Source organism: Stutzerimonas stutzeri, assembly GCF_002890915.1.
Taxonomy (GTDB): domain Bacteria; phylum Pseudomonadota; class Gammaproteobacteria; order Pseudomonadales; family Pseudomonadaceae; genus Stutzerimonas; species Stutzerimonas stutzeri_AF.
The window spans coordinates 1-22,320 of the sequence record NZ_POUT01000013.1 but is presented as its reverse complement, the minus strand read 5'-3'; the positions used below and the strand labels follow the sequence as shown (position 1 = coordinate 22,320).

Sequence of the window (22,320 nt, the reverse complement as noted above, 5' to 3'; positions counted from 1 at the left end):
ATCCTCAGGAGAACCCAATGCACACATCCCATGCGCAGGTTGCCACGACGAACCCGGCACGACTGGTCAAACGCCTGTGCAATCACTGGCGGCACAAGTTTCCGGTGCAGGTGGACGAGCAGGGCGGCGAGATCGAGCTGCCGCTCGGCCAGTGCAGCCTGCAGGTATCGCCGACCGGCCTGCAAGCGCGATTGCAGTCTCCCGATCCGGAGCAGTTGCAACGCATGCAAACGGTGGTGGCCGATCACCTGCAGCGCATGGCAGGCGACGAATCGCTGGGCATCGCCTGGCTTTCCGGCCCCGCCTGACCTCACTTGCTGCTCAGGGTGAAGTTGGGCAGTGACTCCACCGGCTGGGTGAACCGGAAAGGGATCGACAGCATGCGCTTGCCGTAGGGCTTCTGCACCACGAAATGTAGATGCGGCCCGGTGCTGCGGCCGGTACTGCCCGATTTGCCGAGCAGCGTTCCGACCTTCACCGGCTGGCCCGGCTGTACCCGCACCGAGCCGCGACGCAGGTGCAGATAGGCGCTGTGCGTGCCGTCCTCATGCTCGATACGCACGTAGTTGCCGGCCGGATCGGGCAGGCGGCCGCCCTGGCCGTTGCGTACCTTCACCACGGTGCCCGCCCGTGCAGCCACGATCGGCGTGCCCACCGGCATGGCGATATCCACCGCGTAGCGGCCGCTCGGCGAATTGTGGCTGAAGTCGCCCCCGGCCCCCTGGGATATGCGAAAAGGCCCGCCTTGCCAGGGCAGCGCATAGGCCGGCCCGGCGACCGAACCGGGCTGGTCCGGCTCCGGCGAAAAGACCAGCGCATAGCTGAACGAATGCTTGAACATGATCGGCCCACCGGGCTGGCGCTTGCTCAGCGTGGCCACGCGCACCCGGCTGTTGGCCGGCACCGTCTTGCGGATCGGCCCCTTGCCGACACCGGCCACATTCACCCTGCGGGTGAGCCGCAACGTCACTTCCACCGGTACATCCAGGGTATTGCTGACATCCATCACCTTGCCGCTGCCGGCTCGGTTGATGAACAGGCGCACGCTCCCGGGCTTGCCGGTGGCGTTCGTTTGATTGCTGGTAGCCAGGACGGGCAGGGGCGCAAGGCCCAGCAGTAATAGCAGCGGATAGACGAGCGGTCGCAAAGGGTGCATGGCGTGATCCTTCACGGAAGGGACAACCTGCCGACGCGGCGACGGGCAGGACGAATCCGTCGGTTCGTTGGAGATGGCCGCGTTCGTTTTGGGACTTGGCTCACAGGCCTGGGTTCATGACCGCACGTCGGTATTCCAATTGGTGATCGGCTGAAGCGGCACAGGACGGCATGAATTCGACTCCGGTATGGGAGGCTTGCTTGCATTGTTCTCCGGTCGAGATAAGATAGTAATCAATTACTATCTTTTGGGCGCCGCCATGGACAAACACTCCAAACACCTCTCAGCTAGCGAACGTCGGGCTGTAACGGTCGAATCGGTAGTCGAACTCGCCGGATCGAAGAACCCCAGCGAGATCACGACTGCGGCGATCGCCAAGCACATGCACGTGACCCAAGGCGCGTTGTTTCGGCATTTCGCGAACAAGGACGCTATCTGGCAAGCAACGATGGAATGGGTGGCCGAGCGCCTGCTCGCGCGGGTCGATCGCTCCGCTCAGGGCATCGAATCCGCTCTGGGGGCCATGGAGGCGATGTTCATGAGCCATGTCGAATTCGTCGCCGAGCATCCCGGAGTGCCACGCATGATCTTCGGTGAGCTGCAGCGTGCCGAGTCGACGGCGGCCAAGCGGATGGTACAGACGTTGATCCAGCGCTACGGGGAGCGTCTGCATCGAGTCATCGAACGAGGCAAGTCGAGTGGCGAATTGTCCGCCTCGCTGGATAGCGAGGCGGCGGCGATGCTTTTCATCGGAACGATCCAGGGCTTGGTGATGCAATCGCTGCTGGATGGAGACGTAGAACGAATCCGCCGCGACGCACCTCGAGCCTTCGCGATCTATCGGCGCGGCATCGAGACTTCATCATGAAACGGCCTACGCTAAACCGTCGCGCCCTTGCGATGCTTGTGATAGTCGTGCCGCTGGTTGTGCTGTTCGGATACGTCGGCCTGCGCTCTGGACCGCTCGCGCCAGTCGCGGTGACGACCGTGCCGGTGGCGTCACGGTCGGTTGCGCCGGCACTGTTCGGTATCGGTACGGTAGAGGTGCGCTACACCTACAAAATCGGCCCAACCTCGACCGGGCGCCTTCGGCATCTCGATGTGCATGTCGGAGATCGGGTCATGGCGGGGCAACTGCTCGGAGAAATGGATCCCATCGATCTCCACGAGCGGATGCGCGCGCAGGAATCGACCGTCAGAAGTGCCGAGGCGAGCCTGCATGAGGCAGAACTCAAGCAGGCCTACGCCAGTACCCAGGCCCGGCGTTATGCGCAACTGTTCGCGGCTCGCGCAACCAGCGAAGAAATCGCCGTGACGAAGCGACATGAGCTGCAGCTCGCCGATGCCGCGCTGGCTTCTGCTTCCGGCCAACTCGCCCGGGCACGCGCCGACCTGGAGGTCCTGTTGGCGCAGTATCAGGATTTGCGCCTGATTGCTCCGGTGGACGGCATGGTGACCATGCGCGATGCGGATCCGGGATCGACGGTTGTAGCCGGGCAGGCAGTCGTGGAAATCATCGATCCCGGTAGCTATTGGATCAATGTACGCTTCGATCAGGTTGGCGCGACAGGGCTCGCCGAGGGCCTGCCAGCTCGCATTGTGCTGCGCTCGCGGGCTGGCGAAGCGCTGCCGGGGCGTATTTTGCGGATAGAACCCAAGGCCGATGCGGTGACGGAGGAACTGCTGGCCAAGGTAGTCTTCGATACGCCCCTCGAACCTCTGCCACCAGTGGGGGAACTGGCGGAAGTGACGATCGAAATGCCGGCGCTTCCGGCCGCGCTGGCCATCCCCAATGGCGCCGTCAGGCGTGACCGCGACACCATTGGCGTCTGGCGAATACTGAATGGGAAATTGCATTTCACTCCGGTCCAACTCGGGGCTGCCGACCTTACGGGTTATGTACAGGTGACCAGAGGGCTCGAGAGCGGGGATCAGGTTGTTCTGTACAGCGAGTCTGCCCTCGCGGCGCACAACCGTATTCATGTCGTCACGCAGATTCCGGGCGTAGCGAGATGATCAGCCTAGCTGGCCGAGACATCCTGCATGCGTGGGGCAAGTTCCTCTTCACCGGTATTGGGCTGGGCTTGCTGATCGGTGTCACGCTGGTCATGGCTGGGCTGTACCGCGGCATGGTGGACGACGGCAAGGTCCTGCTCGACAACAGCGGTGCGGATCTCTGGGTGGTGCAACGGGATACGCTGGGCCCCTACGCCGAGTCGTCCAGCATCAACGACGATCTGTATCGCACGATTCTGGCCATGCCGGGGGTTTCGCAGGCGGCGAACGTCACCTATCTGACCATGCAGGTACGCAAGGAAACCAGCGACGTGCGTGCCATGGTGGTCGGCATGGCACCTGGCGAGCTGGGGGATACACCAGGCTGGCCCAGCTATTTGATCGCCGGACGCCAGATCACCCGCGGTCACTACGAAGCGGTAGCCGATATCGCCACCGGGTTTCAGCTGGGGGATCGGCTCGTCATTCGCCGCAACCAGTACACGGTTGTCGGATTGACCCGGCGAATGGTGTCGTCGAGTGGCGACCCGATGGTGTTCATTGCGCTCAAGGATGCCCAGCAGGCGCAGTTCCTCAAGGACAACGACGCCATCTGGCAAGGTCGGCGCCGAACGGCCGCCAATCCCGTATTCGATCGTCCCGACGTGCCCGGGCTGCTGGAGGCCGTCACTGCTGACCAGGCTGCCAATCCATACGTCAACGCCGTCTTGGTCAGGTTGAAACCAGGCCATTCGGCAGATGCAGTGGCCGAATCCATCCGCCGCTGGAAGCGGCTGACGGTCTACACCCGCGATCAGATGGAGCAGATTCTCGTCGGCAAGTTGATCGCCACCTCAGCCAAGCAGATCGGTATGTTCCTGGTAATCCTGGCCATCGTCAGCGCCGCCATTGTCGCGTTCATCATCTACTCCCTGACGATGGACAAGATCCGCGAAATCGCCGTGCTGAAGCTCATCGGCACGCGAAACCGCACCATCGCCGCAATGATCATGCAGCAGGCGCTCGCCCTCGGGCTGATCGGCTTTGCCGTGGGCAAGATTGCGGCCACGTACTCCGCACCGCTGTTTCCCAAGTACGTACTGCTGATGCCGCTCGACTCCCTCGCTGGATTCCTTGCCGTGCTGGTTATCTGTGTGCTGGCCAGCATCGTTGCCATTCGCATCGCGCTCAAGGTCGATCCGGCAGAAGCCATCGGAGGCTGAAATGACTGGGAAAGGCATTCATATCGAAAACCTGAGCAAGCGTTATGGTGAGGGCGATACAGCCGTTTTCGCCCTGAAGAACGTGAACATGCACGTCGCCCCCGGCGAAGTGGTGGGGCTGATCGGTCCCTCGGGGTCGGGAAAGAGCACACTACTCAAGTGCCTTGGTGCCGTTATCGAACCAACGGCCGGGCGTATGACGCTGGGCAACGAGCTGATCTACGACGATGGCTGGAATGTTCGAGACCTGCGTGCCTTGCGCCGAGACAAGATCGGCTTCGTATTTCAGGCGCCGTATCTGATCCCGTTTCTCGACGTCATCGACAACGTTGCGCTGCTGCCGATGCTTGCCAAGATGCCCAACACCGAGGCCCGCCGTACTGCACTCGACCTGTTGCGTGCACTGGATGTCCAGCACCGCGCCACGGCGATGCCGTCGCAGTTGTCTGGCGGCGAGCAACAGCGCGTGGCTATTGCGCGTGGCTTGGTCAATCGTCCCCCTGTCATCCTGGCTGATGAACCCACCGCACCGCTCGACAGCGAGCGTGCCATGGCCGTTATTCGCATCCTCAATGACATGGCGCGCAAATTCGAGACCGCGATCGTTGTCGTCACCCACGACGAAAAAATCATTCCCACGTTCAAACGCCTCTATCACATCCGCGATGGCGTGACCCACGAAGAGGCAGGCGAGGGGCGATCATTCGAATGAGGCCGGAGCGAAGAGGGCGCCATGAAAGTTAGTAGTGCTCCACTCCCGGGCCTCATTCCTCTTCCTTGATCAACTCCAACAGCAGCAATGAGCGGCCGGTCACGGCGTATTCGTCGTTGAAGTCGAAGCGTTCCGGTCGTGCGGTGGGGTTGTTGGAGTCCGCCAGACGGTTCCAGAACACACCCTGGGGGACTTCGGGGAGGATGAAGTTGACCAGGTCGTGATGCGCGTTGACGATGATCAGCAGCGTCGCGTCGGAGCCGGCGCGCCTGATGCCGGTGGGCTGGGCGCGACCGTCGAGGAGCATGCCCATGCAGCGGTTGTGGCCGTCCTCCCATTGTTCGATGCTCATTTCCTCGGCATTCGGTGCCAGCCAGGTCACGTCCTTCACGCCCAGCTCTTCGTTGTAGGCACCGACCAGGAAGCGCCCGCGGCGCAGCATCGGGAAGCGCTGGCGCAGGCGGATCAGCTTGCGCACGAAGGCCAGCAGGCCGTAGCTGTCCTCGCTGATGTCCCAGTTCACCCAGCCGATTTCGCTGTCCTGGCAGTAGGCGTTGTTGTTGCCGTGCTGGGTGCGGGCGAATTCATCGCCGGCGACCATCATCGGCGTGCCCTGGGAGAACAGCAGGGTGGCGAAGAAGTTGCGCATCTGCCGGTAGCGCAGGGCGTTGATCTCCGGATCGTCGCTGGGGCCCTCGACGCCGTGGTTCCAGGACAGGTTGTTGTCGCTGCCGTCGCGGTTGTCCTCGTCGTTGTCTTCGTTGTGCTTGTGGTTGTAGGAGACCAGGTCCTTGAGGGTGAAACCGTCGTGGGCGGTGACGAAGTTGACCGAGCTGAACGGCCGCCGGCCGCGCTGGTTGAACAGGTCGCCGGAGCCGGTGAGGCGGCTGGCGAAGTCGGCGAGTTGCCCGTCGTCGCCTTTCCAGAAGGCCCGCACGGTATCGCGGAACTGGTCGTTCCACTCCGCCCAGCCCGGCGGGAAGCGACCGACCTGGTAGCCACCGGGGCCGCAGTCCCAGGGCTCGGCGATCAGCTTGGTCTTGGCCAGCACCGGGTCCTGGCGGCAGGCGACGAGGAAGCCGTGGCGTTCGTCGAAACCCTCGTGCTCGCGGCCAAGGATGGTCGCCAGGTCGAAGCGGAAGCCGTCCACGTGCATCTCGGTGGCCCAGTAGCGCAGCGAGTCGGTGACCATCTGCAGCACGCAGGGATGGCTCATGTCGAGGGTGTTGCCGGTGCCGGAATCGTTGATGTAATAGCGCTTGTCGTCGGGCATCAGCCGGTAGTAGGAGGCATTGTCGATGCCGCGCATGGAGAGCGTCGGGCCCAGCTCGTTGCCTTCGGCGGTGTGGTTGTAGACCACGTCGAGGATCACCTCGAGATCGGCATTATGCAGGTGCGCGACCGTTTCCTTGAACTCGCTGATCTTGCCGCTGGCCAGGTATTTCGGGTGCGGCGCGAAGAAGGCGATGCTGTTGTAGCCCCAGTAGTTGCTCATGCCTTTCTCCAGCAGGTGCTGGTCCTGGACGAAGGCATGGATGGGCAGGAATTCGATCGACGAGACGCCGAGCTTGCGGATGTAATCGATCACTTCCGGCGTCTTGAAGCCGGCGAAGGTGCCACGCAGCTCGTCCGCCACCGCCGGGTGGCGCATGGTGTAGCCGCGTACATGGGTCTCGTAGATGATCGTCTTGTCCCAGGGTACCTGCACCGGATGGTCGCGGCCCCAGGTGAAGGCCGGGTCGATGATCTTGCTCTTGGGCACGAAGGGCGCGCTGTCGCGTTCGTCGTAGCTGAGGTCGCCATCGGCATGGCCGATCGTGTAGCCGAACAGTGCCTCGGACCAGCGCAGTTCGCCGACCAGTTGCTTGGCGTAGGGATCGATCAGCAGCTTGTTGGGGTTGAAGCGGTGGCCGGCGTCCGGTTCGTAGGGGCCGTATACGCGATAGCCGTAGATTTGCCCTGGGTGTGCATCGGGTAGGTAGCCATGCCAGATCTCGTCGGTGTATTCGGGCAGTTCGATGCGCTCGATTTCGTTCTCGCCACCGGCATCGAACAGGCACAGCTCCACCTTGGTGGCGTGGGCGGAGAAGATCGCGAAATTGACTCCCAAACCATCCCAGGTGGCTCCAAGGGGGAAGGGCAGGCCTTCGCGAATCCGGGATGGGGTCATGACCTGCGGCGCTTGGGGCTTTTTCTTGCTCATGATGTCTCCACTAACGGATTCTCGAAGGCGAACGGGACTGCCGGCATGGGCGATCATTCGACCGGCCCGATGCCGACAAGGTGCCGCCGCCGGTCAGCTCTCCTTCTTGACGCGCGGCGCGCGGGGCTTCTTGACGGTTGTCGCCGGGCTCGGGATAGCCGGGGTTTCCGTCTTCGGCGCGGCGCGCGAGGTGCGTGGCTTGCTGGCCGGGGCTGCCTTGGCCTTCGCTGCGGTTTTCGGTGTGGCGTCGGTGGGCTTGGTGGCGGTCTTGCGGGCGCGGCTGGCAGGTTTGGCGGTGGGGATGCCGTTTTCCGCCTCGACCAGTTTGCGCGCCATCGTCCAATGGCGCGCGTCCTGGCCATGCGGACAGCCCTCGGATTGCCAGATCTGGTAGGCGAACTCGCGGATACGTTGCTCTTCTGACTTCATTGTTGGGATTCTCCTGTGGGACTGATAGACGTATGCAGGACGGCCACCGACAGGCTGTCCAGAACCCGCGCAGCATCGAGCCTCGCTTGTCTGGATGTGACTGCCGTTCCGTCGAAAAGTCGCTTGAATTCACTACCGTCCAGCGCCTCGGGGAGTACTATCCGGGTATCCCCCCAGCGCTGGTGGGGAACCACCGGCAGCGGACTGTCCGCCAGCAGGCCGGCGACCAGTCGAGGCACCACTACAACCAGCCATTCACCACCGCGTTCGCGGGCGAAGGCGAGCAGGTGGGTCGCCTGATCGCCTTCCACCACGAGCGGCAGATAGCGTCCCTCGCTGAACAATCGTGGATAGCGGCGGCGAAGCTGCAGGGTACGGTTGATCAGCAACTGCTTGATGCGACCATCGTGCCAGCTGCCCAGCAACTGGTCGGGGCGCGCCTGATCGTCCAGCGAAGCCCGGCGCGCGGCAAAATCCACCGGCCGCCGGTTATCCGGATCGACCAGGCTGAAGTCCCAGTATTCGGCGCCCTGATAGAGGTCCGGCACCCCGGGCGTGGTCATGCGCAACAGGCTCTGTGCCAGGCTGTTGAGCGCACCGGCCGGTGCCAGTTCGGCGGCCGCGGCGGCGATCTCGCCACGCAGCGGCATCCCTTCCGGACTCACCAGCAGGTGTTCGACGTAGCGTCGGCAGGCGCTTTCGTAAGCGTCGTTCGGGTCGCTCCAGGTGCTGCGCAGCTTGGCCTCGCGCACCGCCTTTTCCTGCCACTGCAGGATGCGTGCGCAATAGTCGTGCATGCCCTGCTCGTCGTCCGGGCCCAGCGCCAGCGGCCAGCTGCCGAGCAGGGTCTGGAACAGCATCAACTCGTCGCCGGGCGAGGGGGCCGGCCCGTCATCCAGCTCCTGCAACTGCGCGCGCGCCAGTTCGCGCCAGCGCCGCACCCGGGCGGCGAACCACTCGGCCCGTTCGCTGAGCACGGCGATACGGGCACGGGTGTCCTCGCCACGCTTGTGGTCGTGGGTGGCGGTGGTCAGCAGGTTGCGCGGATAGTGTGCGGCTCGCCAGCGGCATTCCTCGTGGAAGGCTTGCGGTGGTGCGCTGAAGCGCTGCGGGTCGAAGCCCACATCGTTGCGTGAAAGCAGGATGCCGGAGCGATAGCAGGCGGTGTCTTCCACGGCCTTGGCGGCGGCGGGCGAGGTCAGCTGCTGGAAACGGATGCAGGCCTGGCGGCGCAACTTGCGCAGCGGGCCACGTGGCAGAGCGCGCAGGCTTTCGCCGCCGAGCCAGCGCCCGAGGTGCTCGAGCAATGGCCAGTCGGCTTCGCCCAGGGTATTACGGGCGCCTTCCAGCGCCTGCTGGAAGAACGGCTCGTCGAGGCGGCGGCGTCCCGGTGCCGCGATGTAGGTGCGGTACACCGGGAAATGAATGATGAGTTCGAGCAGCGCCCGGCGGATCGCGCCGAGGGTGATGTCGCGGGTCATCACGTCGCCGCGGGCCACCTGTAGCAGGGCCTGGGCGACGCTCTCGAAGTCGCCGGCCAGCGGCCCGGTCAACACCAGCTGGCGTGCCTGGCGCGCTTCTTCGAGAAAGTCGGTACCACGCCCGCTGCTATCGCGCCAGAGCGCGCAGAGCAATGCTTCGCCGGCCGGATCGTGCTGCAGCAGCGACACCTGGTTCATGAATTCGTAGCCGGTGGTTCCATCCACGCCCCAATCGTCGTGCAGGCGTTCGCCGGCGGCGAGAATCTTCTCCACGTAGATGGGGACGTGGTCCTGCAGCGCTTGCGGCGGGCGGCCGGCATTCAGCCGGTCGACACGCCGGCGCAGGCGGCGGCAATAGCCGCGCGGGTCGGCCAGGCCGTCGATATGGTCGATGCGCAGGCCGTCCACCAGGCCGTCGGCGATCAGCTGGAAGATCTTCGCGTGGGTTTCCTCGAACACCACCGGCCGTTCGACGCGCAGGCCGCCGAGCTCGTTGATGTCGAAGAAGCGCCGCCAGTTGATGTCGTCGGCCGCGGTACGCCAGCTGGCCAGCCGGTAGTGCTGGCGCTCCAGCAGCCCGTGCAGGCGCTGGAAGCCTTCTGCGCTGGTGCCGTCGTAGAGCTTCAGCGCTTGCTCCAGCGCCTGTCGCGTGCCGGCGTCCTCCAGTTGCTGCGCCAGTTCGCTGCGCAGCAGCCGCGCGGTCTGGTAGGGAGCGGGCTCGGTCTTCAAGGCATCGAAGTGTTGCGCCAGGGCGCGCAGCTGCGGGTGGTCGGCGGCGCGCAGCACCTCGCCATAGCTGGGGGGCGTGATGGGGAAGCGGTGCTCGTAATGCTCGGCATAGAGCGAGCCGTTGTCCGCATCCAGCGTCAGCACGACCTTGCCCTGCTGCAGGGCCTCGCCGTAGTCGCTGCCGAGGAAGGGCACCAGCAGCTGGCCTTCGAGCAGCGGGTCGGGCGAGTTCCATTCGATATCGAAGAACAGCGCGTAGGGGCTGCGTCGGCCCCACTCCAGCACATCGAGCCACCAGGCGTTGCCGGCGCCGCCGACCGCCATGTGGTTGGACACGATGTCCAGGATCAGGCCCATGCCTTTTTCGCGCAGGGCCGCGATCAGCCGGCGCAACGCGGGCTCGCCGCCCAGTTCCGGATTGATGCGGGTCGGGTCGATCACGTCGTAGCCATGCATGGAGCCGGGGCGGGCGGTCAGCAGCGGCGAGGCGTAGAGATGGCTGATGCCCAGTTCGGCGAAGTAATCGACCAGAGCGGTGGCGTCGTCCAGGGTGAAGCCCCGGTGGAACTGCAGGCGCAGGGTGGCGCTGAGCTCTTTCATCATGGTGCCTCGTGCAATGCGTGCCGTGCCTCGACCAGGCACCTGAGGCGGCGGCTGCAGACTGGATCGTCGAGCAGCGTGGTACTGTCGGCAGGGTAGCGGCGGCGCCAGTTGGGATGCGTTTCGACGATGCCGGGCATGTTGGTCTGCTCCTCGAGGCCGAGGGCGTCTTCCACCGGGACCAGCACCAGCGGCGCCGGGGTATGGCCGATGAAGCAGACGCTGGCATCCACCGCGGCCGACGGCTCCAGCAATTCCTCGCCAGGTTGCCCGGCGTCCTCGCACAGGGCCCGGTTGAGGCCGGCGCGTTCGCGCGCGCGCTCGGCGAGCTGTTCATCGCGGGTGTGTTCGGCGTACTGTCCGACGCGAATCCGCCAGTCGATGTCGTGCCCCTGCCACCAGCCGCTGACCGTCGGGATGTCGTGGGTGGTGGTGGTGGCCAGCGCATGCCGGGACCAGTGCGCCGCCGGCAGGAAGTTCGAGGCGCCATCGCGCTCGAAGAGCAGCACGCGCATGCCGAGGATGCCGCGGGCGGCGAGTTTGTCGCGCAATCCCGCCGGGATCGTGCCGAGATCCTCGCCGAGAATCACCGCCTTGTGTCGCCAGGCTTCGAGCGTCAGCAGGCGCAGCATGTCGTCGAGCGGGTAGTTGAGATAGACCCCGTGGTCCGGCCCGGCCCCGATGGGAATCACCCACAGGCGCATCAGGCCCATCACATGGTCGATGCGCATGCCGCCGGAATGTGCCAGGTTGGCGCGCAGCATCTCGATGAAGGCGCGATAGCCATGCTCCTTCAACCCCCAGGGCGAGAATGCGCAGATGCCCCAGCTCTGCCCGTCGCGGTTGAGGATGTCCGGCGGCGCGCCGACGGTGAGGTCGGCCAGCACCTCGCCCTGGCGGCTCCAGGCCTGGCTGCCGCCGCCATCGGCGCCAACCGCCAAGTCGCTGATCAGGCCGATGCGCATGCCCGAGCTGCGCGCGGCCACCTGGGCCCGTTCCAGCCCGCGCGCCATCAGCCACTGGGCGAAGGCATGGAAGCTGACGGCATCGGCCTGTTCTTCGGCGAAGCGCTGCACCGCCGGGTTCTGCGGGTCGCGGTACGGCTCCGGCCAGTCGCGCCAGTGTTGCGGATGGCCTTGTGGCGAGCGCAGCGCGGCATGCAGGGCTTCGAAACGGCAGTGGTTCTCCAGCGCTTCGCCGCCGGCCTTGCGGAAGCTCTCGAAGTCCTGCTGCAAGGCGTTGCCACCGGTGCCGAAATCATGGAACAAGGTCCGCAGCAGGCGCTGGCGGGCCTCGGCCACCGCCGGCCAATCGACCAGTTCGAGCTGTTCCAGGCGCCGCAGTTCGTCGCCCAGGCCGCAGCGTTCCACCGCCTGATGCAGCGGATGATCGCCGAGGATGCTGCCCGGCGCGCTGTGCAGCACGTTGTAGAACAGCCGGCTGGAGGGCGAGTAGGGGCTGTACTGGTTCAGGTGTTCGCTGAACATCGCATGCACCGGGCTGATACCCAGGGCGTCGGCGCCGTGGGCGGCGGCATTGCGCGCCATGCTTTCCAGCGCCTGGGTATCGCCGATACCGCCATCGCCCTGACGGCGCAGGCTGTAGAGCTGCACGGTGAGCCCCCAGGCGCCTTCGCCGGCGATCTCGTTCACGGTTGGGCAGGAGGGGGGGGCGATGGCCAGGGTCACCTGGTGGTCATCGATTTCCAGGCGGTGATAACCGGGGACCTCGATGGCCGGCAGGTGTGCATCGTCATCCAGCGCCGCATCGCGGTATTCGCCATTCTCGAGCTGGAGGCTGAACCGCGTTGCCGGAGGGAAATGGGCGGACAGGTCCAGCGCCAGCCCCTGATCGCCTGTCAGCAGGGGCGGCAGGCTGGCGCTGCGGTTGTTCAGGTGCAGTTTCTCCAGGCTGGCGTCGATGTCCGCGGCGGTTTCGGCCGCCAGGCCCAGGCCGGCGAGCACGGCGCGCAATACCTCCGGCCGGGCGCGTTGGTCGCGGCCATCGGCATCCACCCAGTCGATGGACAGACCTGCCGCTTCGGCCAAGTGGATAAGGCGTTCATCGCTCATGGGCATTCTCCAGGTACAACCGGGCGCTGCGGGCGGGCAACTGCCCGCGTTGGGCATCGGCCTCGCGGCTGTCGAACAGCAGGCGCGCCGCGGCCGGGGCGGCAGGCAGCGGAACCGCCGCCGCGCCAAGGTTCAGCTCCAGGCGCAGCGTGCTGTGATCGCCAAGCCACCAGTGCGCCAGGACCGCGGCGTCACCGAGCACCTGGGCGCCGCGAAATCGCGCACCGTCCAGACGCGGGATGATTTCGCGGTGGCGAATCTGCAGCAGCCGGCGATACAGCGCCGACCACTCGACGTGCCCTGGCTCCCGGTGGCTGCTGAAATCGGGGCGGGAGTCCTCGAAGGTGGACAGGGCATTCGGGTCGGGAATGTGCTCGCGGACGTTTTCGTCGGCAAACTGGGCGAACTCGGCGAACTCGGCGAACTCGGCACGCCGGCCCTCGCGCACCGCGTCGGCCAGCTCGCCATGGTGGCTGGTGAAGAACAGGAATGGCTGGCGGGCGCCCCATTCCTCGCCCATGAACAGCAGCGGGACCATCGGCGACAGCAGCAGGACCGCGGTAGCCGCCCTGAGCGCCTCGGCATCGGCGAGGCTGACCAGGCGCTCGCCGAATGCGCGGTTGCCGGTCTGGTCGTGGTTCTGCAGGAACAGGACGAACGCCGTCGGCGGCAGGTGCGCGCTGGGCTCGCCGCGCGATTCGCCACGGCGGTTGTTCTGCCCCTGATAGATGAACCCTTCGCCGAGGAAGCGCGCCAGCTTGCCGGTCGCCTCTCGATGGTAGTCGGCATAGTAGCCCTGGTGCTCGCCGGTCAGCAGGCAATGCAGGACGTTGTGGCCGTCGTCATTCCACTGTGCGGTGAAGCCCTGGGCCAGCAGGCTGGCCCGGTTGTCTTCGTTCTCCAGCACCAGGTGCACGTGGCGCCCGGGTTCGACCGTGGCATGCACGCGCTCGGCCAGCTCGGTGAGGAGGCTGCGGTCGGGAATGGCGTGCACCGCATCCAGGCGCAGGCCGTCGAAGCGGTAGTCGAGCAGCCACATCAGCGCATTGTCGATGAAGAAGTCCCGTACTTCGCGGCGGCGGAAGTCGATGGCATCGCCCCAGGGGGTCTGCTGGTCATGGCGGAAGAAGTGCCGGGCGTAGCGCCCCAGGTAGTTGCCGTCCGGGCCGAAGTGGTTGTAGACCACATCGAGAAACACCATCAGACCCAGGCCGTGGGCCGTGTCGACCAGGTGCTTGAGCTCTTCCGGGCTGCCGTAGGCGGCTTCGGGCGCGTAGGGCAGGACGCCGTCGTAGCCCCAGTTGCGGTCGCCGGGAAACTCGGCGATAGGCATCAGTTCGATGGCGGTGACGCCCAGCTCGACGAGCCCGGCCAAGTGCTGCTCCACTGCGGCGAATCCGCCATAGAGGCCGGCATGCAGCTCGTAGAGTACCGTCTCGTGCCAGGGCCGGCCGCGCCACTCGGCGTTGCGCCAGCGGTAACCGGTGTGATCGACCACCACGCTCGGGGCATGCACGTCGCCGGCCTGGGCACGTGAAGCGGGGTCGGGCACCTCCAGCTCATCGTCGATCAGGAAGCGGTACAGCGTGCCGGCGCCATACGGTGCGTCGATGCTGTACCAGCCGTCTTTCTCGGCGCTCATAGGCAATGTTTGCGCACCCACTACGCTCAGGCTGACCTTCTGCGCATCCGGGGCCCAGAGCCTGAAACGGGTGGTCCTGCTATCCAGTATCGCCGGACCGTGCCGCCCGGCATGGGCACGTTGCCTCTGCATGGATCACCCTCGTCAGAATAGGGAAAGACGGACCTCACGGCGTTCGCCGAGCAGTTGCTGATAGAGCGCGTCATAAGGGCCGATGGCGTGGCGCCAGAAGAAGCCGGCGGCCATCGCCCGACAGCGCATGGCGCTCAGCAGCTGCGGGCGCTTGTGGATTTCCAGGGCGCGCTCCACGGCATGTCGGTAGCTGTCGACGCTGGGCTCGTCGAACAACAGGCCGGTGACGCCGTCCTCGATGGAGTCCGCCAGGCCGCCGGTGCGACGGGCAATCGGCAACGAGGCGTAGCGCTGGGCGTACATCTGGCTCAGGCCACAGGGTTCGTAGCGTGAGGGCATCAGCAGGAAGTCGCTGCCGGCGAACAACCGCCGGGCATCGGTCTCGTTGAAACCGATATGCGCCGCGACCCGCCCCGGATAGCGCAGCGCGAGCTGGCGCACGTCCTCTTCGATATGGGGTTCGCCGCGGCCGAGAATGGCCAGCTGGCCGCCGCCCGCGACGATGCTGTGTGCCACATCGAGGGTCAGGTCCACGCCTTTCTGGTGTACCAGCCGCGATACCACGGCAAACAGCGGGGCATCGGAAGGGGCGAGGCCGAAGGTCTCGCGGATATAGGACGCGTTGTCCACCTTGCCGTCCCAGTAGCGGGCACTGAAGCCGCGCACCAGATGGGGATCGCTTTCCGGTTCCCAGCTCTCGTCGATGCCATTGAGCAGGCCGCTGAGCAGCCCCTGCCGTGCCTTCATGCGCAGGAAGCCTTCCATGCCGCAGCCGAATTCGGGCGTGGTGATTTCCTCGGCGTAGGTGGCGCTGACCGTGGTCACGCGGCTGGCATAGGCGATGCCGGCCTTGAGCAACGAGAGCTTGCCGTAGAACTCCATGCGTTCGGGGTCGCAGGCCTCGACCGGAATTCCCAGCGGGCGCCGCAGGCTCATGTCGATGTTGCCCTGGTAAGCCAGATTGTGAATGGTGAAGACGCTCGGGACGTTCAGGCCACGCCAGTGCATGTACGCCGGCGCCAGGCCCGCCGGCCAGTCATGGGCGTGAACCAGCTCCGGAGCCCAGCTGATGCAGGCGCTGCCGCCGGCGATCTCCGCGGCGGCCAGGCCCAGGCGGGCGAAACGCAGCGGATTGTCCGGCCAGTCGTTGCCGTGCTCGTCGCCGTAGGGCAGTCCTTCGCGTTCGTAGAGTTCGGGGCAGATCAGGACGTAGATGATCAGGCCGTCGGGCATGTCCATCCGGCCGATGCGGCAGCCCGGTATGTCGGCGTACGGCCCGAGTGCGCCAACGACGCGGATGGGTTGGCCGCAGTTCATCACCTGCGAATAGCCGGGAATCAATACCCGTACATCGTGCAACCCGCCCAAGGCGCGGGGCAGGGCGGCGGAAACGTCGGCGAGGCCACCGGTCTTGACCAGGTCGGTCAGTTCGGAGGTGACGAAGAGAATTCTTCGTTTGTCGTCATGGCTACTGCGAATCTGCAATCTGGGGCGCATTGCCCGAGGTAGAACAGGTGTGGTTCTGAGCAGGCTGAAAGGCCGGGCGTTCACAGCGGCAATACTCATCATGATCTCCCCAGAGAGCTCCGGCTTCCAAGCGCCGGCGCCAGCTACGAGCATATTTCTCCCATGCAACGATCTGATGACCGTCACACACCATGAACACGACAAGGCTGAAATCTTGTTCGGAGCAGCCGCGAAGGCAGTAGAGCTGCGTTGGCCCTACCAAAAACCAGACATGACGTCGCGGTAGAAGTTCTTAAAAGCAGACCAAAAAACCGCAGCTGGAACTCGTACCCTGGCAATCCGCTCCGAACATAAAGGCCGAAACGACTGTGGCCTGTAATGGGCTGGAGCAAAAAGCATGCAAGAGATCGAGCGTATCGTTGCGTTTCTTCAGCGCGAAGAGCTCAGGCTGGTCACCGCGGAGTCTTGCACCTGCGGGCTGATGGCCTCGCTGCTCGGTGATATTCCCGGCTGCGGCCAGGTGCTGGATAGCGGTTTCGTGGTGTATTCGCCCAAGGCGAAGAACCGCCTGCTCAACGTGGATTTCGAGACCATCGAGCGATTCGGCCTCACCAGCGAGGAGGTCGCCAGCGAGATGGCCATCGGCGCCCTCGATGTCAGCGGCGCGACGTTGGCGGTCGCCAATACGGGGGTGGCGGACGATGAACAGCAGGACGAAGGCGGTACCCAGTGCTTCGCCTATGCACTGATGCGGGGCGAGCGACAGGTGGTGGTGAGCGAAACGGTGCAATTCGACGGCGACCGGGTGGAGATTCGCAAGCAGGCGGCACGGCATGGGCTGACCCGGTTGCCGAAGAAATATGCCGAACTGCTGGAGAGGCTTGAGTGATCGGATATGTGCAGCGCGAAATGTGGATGTCGCCGCTATCCATTGGACTGAGGCGTTTGTTTTTCAGAATGCCTCCCCAATCCAGCCGGCGACTCCGTCAGTTCAGGAATGAGCTGCTGTAATGTGCAGTTCGATTCCCAAGGCGCGCATGACTTTCATCACGGTATCGAAGCGGGGCTGTGCGCCGGGTGCAAAGGCCTTGTAAAGGCTTGCCCGCCCCAAGCCCGAGTCCTTGGCTATCTGCGACATGCCGCGTGCTTTTGCCACGTGGCCAATCGCACGGATCAGTTCGTCGGTGTCGCCATCGGTCAGAACCCTGGCTATCTATCCAGATAGTCTTCTGGGATTTCGGCATGTTTCGCCCACCAAGAAAAAGTTGGCTCTGCGTCACACCGGCGGCTGCCGCTCCGGCTCGGTATGCTCGGGCGGCGACCTGTCCACCGTCTGCTTGTGCCCGACACTCAGGTCCGCGCGAACCAGGGGCAGTGCATGCGGGTACTGGCGCTGGATGAAGCCGAGCAGGTTCTCGCGGATATGGCAGCGCAGGTCCCAGTTGCGGGATGAGTCCGGCGAGCTGACCAGGGCGCGCAACTGGATGGATCGCTCGCCGGCATCGGTGACTTGCAGCACGCAGACCCGGCCATCCCACAATTGCGGCACTTCCCGGCACAGGCGGCGCAACTCCTCGCGCAGCGGCTCAAGCGGCAGCGAATAGTCGGCCCAGAGAAACACCGTGCCGATGAGGCTGGAGCTGCGTCGGGTCCAGTTCTGGAACGGTTTCTCGATGAAATACTGCAGCGGTACCACCAGCCGCCGATCGTCCCAGATGCGCACCACCACGTAGGTTCCGGTGATTTCCTCGATACGGCCCCATTCGTTCTCGACGATCACCACATCATCGAGGCGGATCGGCTGGGTCATCGCGATCTGCACGCCGGCGATCAGGTTGGCCAGCACCGGCCGCGCGGCGAATCCCACCGCAAGGCCGGCCAGGCCTGCCGAGGCCAGCAGGCTCGCGCCGAATTGACGCGCGCCGGGAAAGGTCATCAGCATCGCCGCGAGGCCCACCAGCAGCACGAAGAAACCCAGGGTGCGCAACAGCACGCGGGATTGGGTCTGGATCTGCCGTGCGCGCAGGTTATCGACCACGTCCACCGGGTTGCGCAACTGGATGAACAGCTGCAGCCCCCGCAACAGCCGCATCGCCAGCCAGGTGAGGGTCGCGATGATGAGCAGCGTGGTGACCTGCCGCGCCGCGCCGATCAGCAGCAGGTCGCTGGGGGCCGAGGCCCAGACGCCTTGCAGGCCGAGCAATGGCAGCAGCACCCGGGTGGGCTTTTCCAGCTGCTCGGCGAGTTCGCGCGTGAACACGAAGGCACGGGCCAGCCGCAGTACCAGCGCAGTCAGCACCCGGCCGAACAGGCTCAGTGCCAAGGCCACGAACAGCGCGACCGCCAGTGTGCGCAACCCCGGCTGGCTGATGTACTGGTCCCACTGCAGAAGGAAGGCTGGAAGTTCTATGACGCAGGCTCCCCGTTCGCTGTTTGTCTGGGCAATGACTGATCCGTCCATGCAAAGTTCATGGGCGTTTGCCCGCAGCGGCAGCCAGTCGGGCCGGGGGAACTCATGCCGGCGGGGTACCTCACACATGACGACAGGGCTGAGAAGGCCCGTTCATTGGACCTGGCAGGAGTACCCACTATGCAGAGTGCACAAACCGGCAACGACATCCGTACCGAACGCCTGATCGAGTGGCTGCGCGATGCCCATGCGATGGAGGCGCAGGCCGAAACCATGCTGAAAAAGCAGGCCAGCCGCATCGAGCATTACCCCGAACTCAAGGCGCGCATCGAGCAGCACATTGGCGAAACGCAGAACCAGGCCAGGTTGATCGAGGGCTGCCTGCAGCGCTACGACAAATCCTATTCCGGCTTCAAGGATCTCGGCGGCAAGATGATGGCGATGGGGCAGGCCATGGGCGGGATGATGCTCAACGACGAGATCGTCAAGGGCGCCCTGATGGGATATGTCTTCGAGAATCTCGAAATCGCGTCCTACAAGGTACTTATCGCCGCAGCGCAGGCGGTGGGCGACCAGCAGACCCAGGAAGTCTGCGAGCGCATCCTGGTGGAGGAAATCGCCATGGCCGACTGGCTGCGCGATCACCTCGCCGAGCTGACCCAGGCCTACCTGACCCGCGCCATGGAGCCGAAGGTCGAAGCCAAGCGCTGAATGCAGGCTGCCGCCCGTTGAGGAAATCTACTCCACGACGCCGAGGCGCTCGGGCTCGGCCGCGATGCTGCCCCGGGTCGCATACATCTCGATGCGCAGCTCCTGGGCCAGTCGCACCAGATTGGCGGCGTCGCGGCACTGATCGTAGGAAATGCCGAGGACGGTCAATTCCTCGTTGCGGCAGGGTTCGCGATACAGACGTACGCTGAGCGAGCTATCCGGCTCCGTATGACATTCACACTGATAGGGGCGCAGGTAGGTGTGCAGGATCGCTTCGATCTTGAACAGTGGTAGACGCGTGCTCATAAAGCCTCCCTAAAAGTTTGGAGGTGACTGAGGCGCAGCGACATCCTGCGCACCACCGATTTCCCGCCACCATCCAACCGTAGCAGTCCATGGCCGGTTGTAAATTGCGGCATATGGCCGCTCGGCGGATTAAGTCCGCAGGGGCGATCCAAGGCCTTCGGCGCCGCCGCCATTCATCGGAATGCAGCAACAGCCGGGGCGGCAGGCGTCCTGAACTCATGCCAGTGCAGGATGATCGAAATAAGAACGCAGCCATGCGGTCTTCGGTGGGCACCGGGTGGCTCGAACGATCCGTCCGCCACGCCAGACGGAGGACGACCATGGCCCTCGACGAATACCAGCGCATGCGCGATTTCGCCGCCACGCCCGAACCGGCGGGCGGTAAACCACGACGCAAGCGGGGCAAGGCGGCGCACGCACTGCAGTACTGCATCCAGAAGCACGACGCCACGCGCCTGCATTACGACTTTCGCCTGGAACTCGACGGCACGCTGAAAAGCTGGGCTATTCCCAAGGGGCCGAGTCTCGATCCCGGCGTTCGCCGGCTGGCCGTGCATGTCGAGGATCACCCGCTGGACTATGCCTCCTTCGAGGGGCACATCCCGGAGGGGCACTACGGTGCCGGCGACGTGATCGTCTGGGACCGCGGCGTATGGATACCACAGGGCGATGCGCACGAGGGGTATCGCAAGGGCAAGCTCAAGTTCACCCTGCAAGGCGAGAAGCTCGCCGGCAGCTGGAACCTGGTGCGCACGCGCATGGACGGTAAGAAGGAGCAGTGGTTCCTGATCAAGTCCCGCGACGAGGCGGCACGCGAGGAGAGCGAATACGACGTCGTCGCCGCGCAGCCACACAGCGTGCTCAGCGACCGCACCCTGGTGCCGCGCAAGCGCGGTGCGACGAAGGCAGGGACCGGGGAAACGCCGCCCAGGCCGGTGGCACACCCGGCCAAGGCTCGCCCCAAGAAACAGGACGTCTCGCTGCAGGGGGCGAAACCGGCAGCCTTGCCCGACAGCCTGAAGCCGCAGCTGGCGACGCTGGTCGACTCGGTGCCCGACGGCGACTGGCGCTACGAGATCAAGTTCGACGGCTACCGCATCGTCGCGCGCATCGACTCGCGCAAGGTGCGGCTGTTCACCCGCAATGGCCATGACTGGACGGCGAAGATGCCGCAGCAGGCCGCGGCGCTGGCCGGCCTGGGCCTGGAGTCGGCCTGGCTCGATGGCGAGATCGTGGTGCCGAACGAGGAGGGCACGCCGGACTTCCAGGCGCTGCAGAATGCTTTCGAAGCCGGGCGCAGCGGCAATATCCTCTACTACCTGTTCGACCTGCCCTACCTGAATGGCCTGGACCTGCGCGAAGTCCCGCTGGAGCAGCGCCGCGCCGCGTTGCGCGAAGTGCTGGAACGCAACGACAGCGACCTGCTGCGCTTTTCCGAGGACTTCTCCGAGCAGCCGGACAGCATTCTCGAAAGCGCCTGCCAGATGAAACTCGAGGGGCTGATCGGCAAGCGCGCCGGCAGCACCTACACGTCGCGCCGCAGCAGCAGCTGGGTCAAGATCAAGTGCAGCAATCGCCAGGAGTTCATCATCGTCGGCTACACCCCGCCCAAGGGCACGCGAACCGGCTTCGGTGCGCTGCTGCTGGGGCTGCACGACGAGCACGGCGAGCTGCGCTATGCCGGCAAGGTCGGCACGGGCTTCAACCATGCCACCCTGCAGAGCCTGCACAAACAGCTGAAGCAGCTGGAAACCGGACGCAGTCCGCTGACCAAGGCGCCGCCCGCTGCCGACGTGCGCAGTGCGCAGTGGCTCAGGCCCGAGCTGATGTGCGAGGTCGCCTATGCCGAGATGACCCGGCAAGGTGTCATCCGCCATTCGGTCTTCCACGGCCTGCGCACGGACAAGCCGGCCAAGGCGATCACCCGCGAGCGGGCCAGGCCGGTTGGCAACGGCACGCCGGCACGCCCCGATCGCGAGAAGGCCGATCCGCTCGGGAACGCTCGGATCAGGATTTCCAACCCCCAGAGGATCATCGATCCGGCCAGCGGTACGACCAAGATCGAGCTGGCACGCTTCTATGCCCGCGTCGCGCCCTGGGCACTTCCGCAGCTACGCGCCCGCCCGTTGGCGCTGGTGCGTGCCCCGGAAGGCATCGAAGGCGAACTGTTCTTCCAGAAGCACGCCGACAAGCTGGCCATCCCGCACATTACCCAGCTCGATCCGGCGCTCGATCCCGAGCATGGCGCGCTGCTGGTGATCGACAGCGCCGAAGCGCTAGTCGGCGCGGCGCAGATGGGCACCATCGAACTGCATACCTGGAACGCCGTGGCGCCGGCGCTGGACCATCCCGACCGTTTCGTGCTCGACCTCGACCCCGACCCCGCGCTGCCGTGGAAACGGATGGTAGAAGCCACCCAGCTGACGCAGACCCTGCTGGACGAGATCGGCCTGGATTCCTTCCTCAAGACCAGCGGCGGCAAGGGCATGCACATCATCGTGCCGCTCAAGGCGGTGCATGGCTGGGGCGAGGTGAAAACCTTCAGCCACGCCGTTGCCAAATACTTGGCCAAGCTGCTGCCCGGGCATTTCTCGGCGGTCAGCGGACCGAAGAATCGCGTGGGGCGCATCTTCATCGACTACCTGCGCAACAGCCGCGGCGCCAGTACCGTTGCAGCCTATTCGGTGCGGGCGCGGGCGGGCCTGCCGGTTTCCGTGCCGATCCATCGCGAGGAGCTGGGTGAGCTGAAAGGCGCCAACCTCTGGACCGTGGGCAACCTGTTCGAACGGCTGCAGGAGTTGGGCGACGATGACCCCTGGGCGGGTATCGGGCAGGTGCAGCAGACGCTCAGTGAACAGATGCGCGAGCGCCTGGGCCTGTAGGAAGAGGCTGGCCGGCGCAACGCATGCACCGACCGCGAAGGGTTAGCAGGCCGTTGAAAAACTCGGCTTCAACTGCCCCAACCCGTCCGGTTTGGCGCTTTTTCAAGCGCTTTGGCCTAACGGAGTCCAAACAAGGCCTGACTTCAGGCCTTTTTGACAGGTTTCAGCAC

General features: G+C 65.0%; 17 protein-coding genes and 1 pseudogene. 8 read left to right on the top strand and 10 right to left on the bottom strand.

Translation table 11 applies throughout. The features are described from left to right. Positions 1-17 precede the first annotated feature (17 nt). Positions 18-308: a DUF2218 domain-containing protein gene (locus CXK94_RS18735; protein WP_102895438.1), complete on the top strand. Its 291-nt coding sequence runs from the start codon at positions 18-20 to the stop codon at positions 306-308. 2 nt (positions 309-310) lie between these two features. Here the strand turns inward: CXK94_RS18735 and CXK94_RS18730 are convergent, their stop codons facing one another. After that, a complete protein-coding gene (locus CXK94_RS18730; RefSeq protein ID WP_102895437.1) occupies positions 311-1,156 on the bottom strand; it encodes a M23 family metallopeptidase in 846 nt (281 codons plus the stop codon). 259 nt (positions 1,157-1,415) lie between these two features. On the opposite strand from CXK94_RS18730, the gene CXK94_RS18725 reads away from it, so the two are divergent. Genes CXK94_RS18725 through CXK94_RS18710 form a run of 4 tightly spaced genes read left to right on the top strand, consistent with a single transcriptional unit; the run spans position 1,416 to position 5,086 of the window. Then, the gene (locus tag CXK94_RS18725; protein ID WP_102895487.1) at positions 1,416-2,024 is read left to right on the top strand and encodes a TetR/AcrR family transcriptional regulator; all 609 of its coding nucleotides are present in this window, start codon (positions 1,416-1,418) and stop codon (positions 2,022-2,024) included. Beyond that, entirely contained in the window at positions 2,021-3,172 is a 1,152-nt protein-coding gene (locus CXK94_RS18720) for an efflux RND transporter periplasmic adaptor subunit (protein ID WP_102895436.1), read from the top strand. The genes CXK94_RS18725 and CXK94_RS18720 overlap by 4 nt, the downstream gene beginning before the upstream one ends. After that, complete coding sequence (locus CXK94_RS18715; RefSeq protein ID WP_102895435.1) at positions 3,169-4,374, top strand: ABC transporter permease; 1,206 nt, start codon at positions 3,169-3,171, stop codon at positions 4,372-4,374. Before CXK94_RS18720 ends, CXK94_RS18715 begins: the two co-directional genes overlap by 4 nt. Position 4,375: 1 nt before the next feature. Next, on the top strand, positions 4,376-5,086 hold the full coding sequence (locus CXK94_RS18710; protein ID WP_037038089.1) for an ABC transporter ATP-binding protein: 711 nt from the start codon (positions 4,376-4,378) through the stop codon (positions 5,084-5,086). A gap of 52 nt (positions 5,087-5,138) precedes the next feature. Here the strand turns inward: CXK94_RS18710 and glgX are convergent, their stop codons facing one another. The 6 genes from glgX to glgA form a co-directional block, all read right to left on the bottom strand. Then, entirely contained in the window at positions 5,139-7,289 is a 2,151-nt protein-coding gene (glgX, locus tag CXK94_RS18705; RefSeq protein WP_102895434.1) for a glycogen debranching protein GlgX, read from the bottom strand. A 93-nt stretch (positions 7,290-7,382) separates the two neighbouring features. Beyond that, positions 7,383-7,718 carry a DUF2934 domain-containing protein gene (locus tag CXK94_RS18700; RefSeq protein WP_102895433.1) on the bottom strand — a complete coding sequence of 112 codons (336 nt, stop codon included), beginning with the start codon at positions 7,716-7,718 and terminating at the stop codon, positions 7,383-7,385. Continuing rightward, complete coding sequence (locus CXK94_RS18695; RefSeq protein WP_102895432.1) at positions 7,715-10,528, bottom strand: malto-oligosyltrehalose synthase; 2,814 nt, start codon at positions 10,526-10,528, stop codon at positions 7,715-7,717. Before CXK94_RS18695 ends, CXK94_RS18700 begins: the two co-directional genes overlap by 4 nt. Continuing rightward, on the bottom strand, positions 10,528-12,600 hold the full coding sequence (gene malQ / locus CXK94_RS18690) for a 4-alpha-glucanotransferase (protein ID WP_102895431.1): 2,073 nt from the start codon (positions 12,598-12,600) through the stop codon (positions 10,528-10,530). The genes CXK94_RS18695 and malQ overlap by 1 nt, the downstream gene beginning before the upstream one ends. Further along, positions 12,590-14,374, bottom strand: a complete 1,785-nt coding sequence (gene treZ / locus CXK94_RS18685; RefSeq protein WP_102895430.1) for a malto-oligosyltrehalose trehalohydrolase — start codon at positions 14,372-14,374, stop codon at positions 12,590-12,592. Before treZ ends, malQ begins: the two co-directional genes overlap by 11 nt. A 12-nt stretch (positions 14,375-14,386) precedes the next feature. Then, positions 14,387-15,940, bottom strand: a complete 1,554-nt coding sequence (gene glgA / locus CXK94_RS18680; protein ID WP_102895429.1) for a glycogen synthase GlgA — start codon at positions 15,938-15,940, stop codon at positions 14,387-14,389. Positions 15,941-16,238: 298 nt separating this feature from the next. On the opposite strand from glgA, the gene CXK94_RS18675 reads away from it, so the two are divergent. After that, complete coding sequence (locus CXK94_RS18675; RefSeq protein WP_102895428.1) at positions 16,239-16,730, top strand: CinA family protein; 492 nt, start codon at positions 16,239-16,241, stop codon at positions 16,728-16,730. A gap of 102 nt (positions 16,731-16,832) precedes the next feature. Here the strand turns inward: CXK94_RS18675 and CXK94_RS18670 are convergent. Further along, a pseudogene (locus tag CXK94_RS18670) lies at positions 16,833-17,054 on the bottom strand (addiction module antidote protein); the annotation flags it as partial. Between the two features lie 63 nt (positions 17,055-17,117). Further along, complete coding sequence (locus CXK94_RS18665; protein WP_102895486.1) at positions 17,118-18,230, bottom strand: mechanosensitive ion channel family protein; 1,113 nt, start codon at positions 18,228-18,230, stop codon at positions 17,118-17,120. 201 nt (positions 18,231-18,431) lie between these two features. On the opposite strand from CXK94_RS18665, the gene CXK94_RS18660 reads away from it, so the two are divergent. Further along, positions 18,432-18,962, top strand: coding sequence for a ferritin-like domain-containing protein (locus tag CXK94_RS18660; protein ID WP_102895426.1), 531 nt, complete (start codon positions 18,432-18,434; stop codon positions 18,960-18,962). A gap of 27 nt (positions 18,963-18,989) precedes the next feature. On the opposite strand, the gene CXK94_RS18655 is transcribed toward CXK94_RS18660, so the two are convergent. Beyond that, positions 18,990-19,268, bottom strand: coding sequence for a DUF1652 domain-containing protein (locus tag CXK94_RS18655; RefSeq protein ID WP_102895425.1), 279 nt, complete (start codon positions 19,266-19,268; stop codon positions 18,990-18,992). 320 nt (positions 19,269-19,588) lie between these two features. Here CXK94_RS18655 and ligD point away from each other — a divergent pair, with 320 nt between their 5' ends. Beyond that, entirely contained in the window at positions 19,589-22,150 is a 2,562-nt protein-coding gene (gene ligD / locus CXK94_RS18650) for a DNA ligase D (protein WP_102895424.1), read from the top strand. The last annotated feature ends 170 nt before the right edge of the window (positions 22,151-22,320 follow it).

Excerpts from the sequence above, each read along its gene's own strand:
- malQ (WP_102895431.1), bottom strand. The coding sequence starts at position 12,600 with ATGAGCGATGAACGCCTTATCCACTTGGCCGAAGCGGCAGGTCTGTCC.
- CXK94_RS18700 (WP_102895433.1), bottom strand. The coding sequence starts at position 7,718 with ATGAAGTCAGAAGAGCAACGTATCCGCGAGTTCGCCTACCAGATCTGG.
- CXK94_RS18720 (WP_102895436.1), top strand. The coding sequence starts at position 2,021 with ATGAAACGGCCTACGCTAAACCGTCGCGCCCTTGCGATGCTTGTGATA.
- CXK94_RS18725 (WP_102895487.1), top strand. The coding sequence starts at position 1,416 with ATGGACAAACACTCCAAACACCTCTCAGCTAGCGAACGTCGGGCTGTA.
- CXK94_RS18660 (WP_102895426.1), top strand. The coding sequence starts at position 18,432 with ATGCAGAGTGCACAAACCGGCAACGACATCCGTACCGAACGCCTGATC.
- CXK94_RS18675 (WP_102895428.1), top strand. The coding sequence starts at position 16,239 with ATGCAAGAGATCGAGCGTATCGTTGCGTTTCTTCAGCGCGAAGAGCTC.
- ligD (WP_102895424.1), top strand. The coding sequence starts at position 19,589 with ATGGCCCTCGACGAATACCAGCGCATGCGCGATTTCGCCGCCACGCCC.
- CXK94_RS18735 (WP_102895438.1), top strand. The coding sequence starts at position 18 with ATGCACACATCCCATGCGCAGGTTGCCACGACGAACCCGGCACGACTG.
- CXK94_RS18655 (WP_102895425.1), bottom strand. The coding sequence starts at position 19,268 with ATGAGCACGCGTCTACCACTGTTCAAGATCGAAGCGATCCTGCACACC.
- CXK94_RS18710 (WP_037038089.1), top strand. The coding sequence starts at position 4,376 with ATGACTGGGAAAGGCATTCATATCGAAAACCTGAGCAAGCGTTATGGT.
- glgX (WP_102895434.1), bottom strand. The coding sequence starts at position 7,289 with ATGAGCAAGAAAAAGCCCCAAGCGCCGCAGGTCATGACCCCATCCCGG.
- CXK94_RS18730 (WP_102895437.1), bottom strand. The coding sequence starts at position 1,156 with ATGCACCCTTTGCGACCGCTCGTCTATCCGCTGCTATTACTGCTGGGC.
- CXK94_RS18715 (WP_102895435.1), top strand. The coding sequence starts at position 3,169 with ATGATCAGCCTAGCTGGCCGAGACATCCTGCATGCGTGGGGCAAGTTC.
- glgA (WP_102895429.1), bottom strand. The coding sequence starts at position 15,940 with ATGAGTATTGCCGCTGTGAACGCCCGGCCTTTCAGCCTGCTCAGAACC.
- treZ (WP_102895430.1), bottom strand. The coding sequence starts at position 14,374 with ATGCAGAGGCAACGTGCCCATGCCGGGCGGCACGGTCCGGCGATACTG.
- CXK94_RS18695 (WP_102895432.1), bottom strand. The coding sequence starts at position 10,528 with ATGAAAGAGCTCAGCGCCACCCTGCGCCTGCAGTTCCACCGGGGCTTC.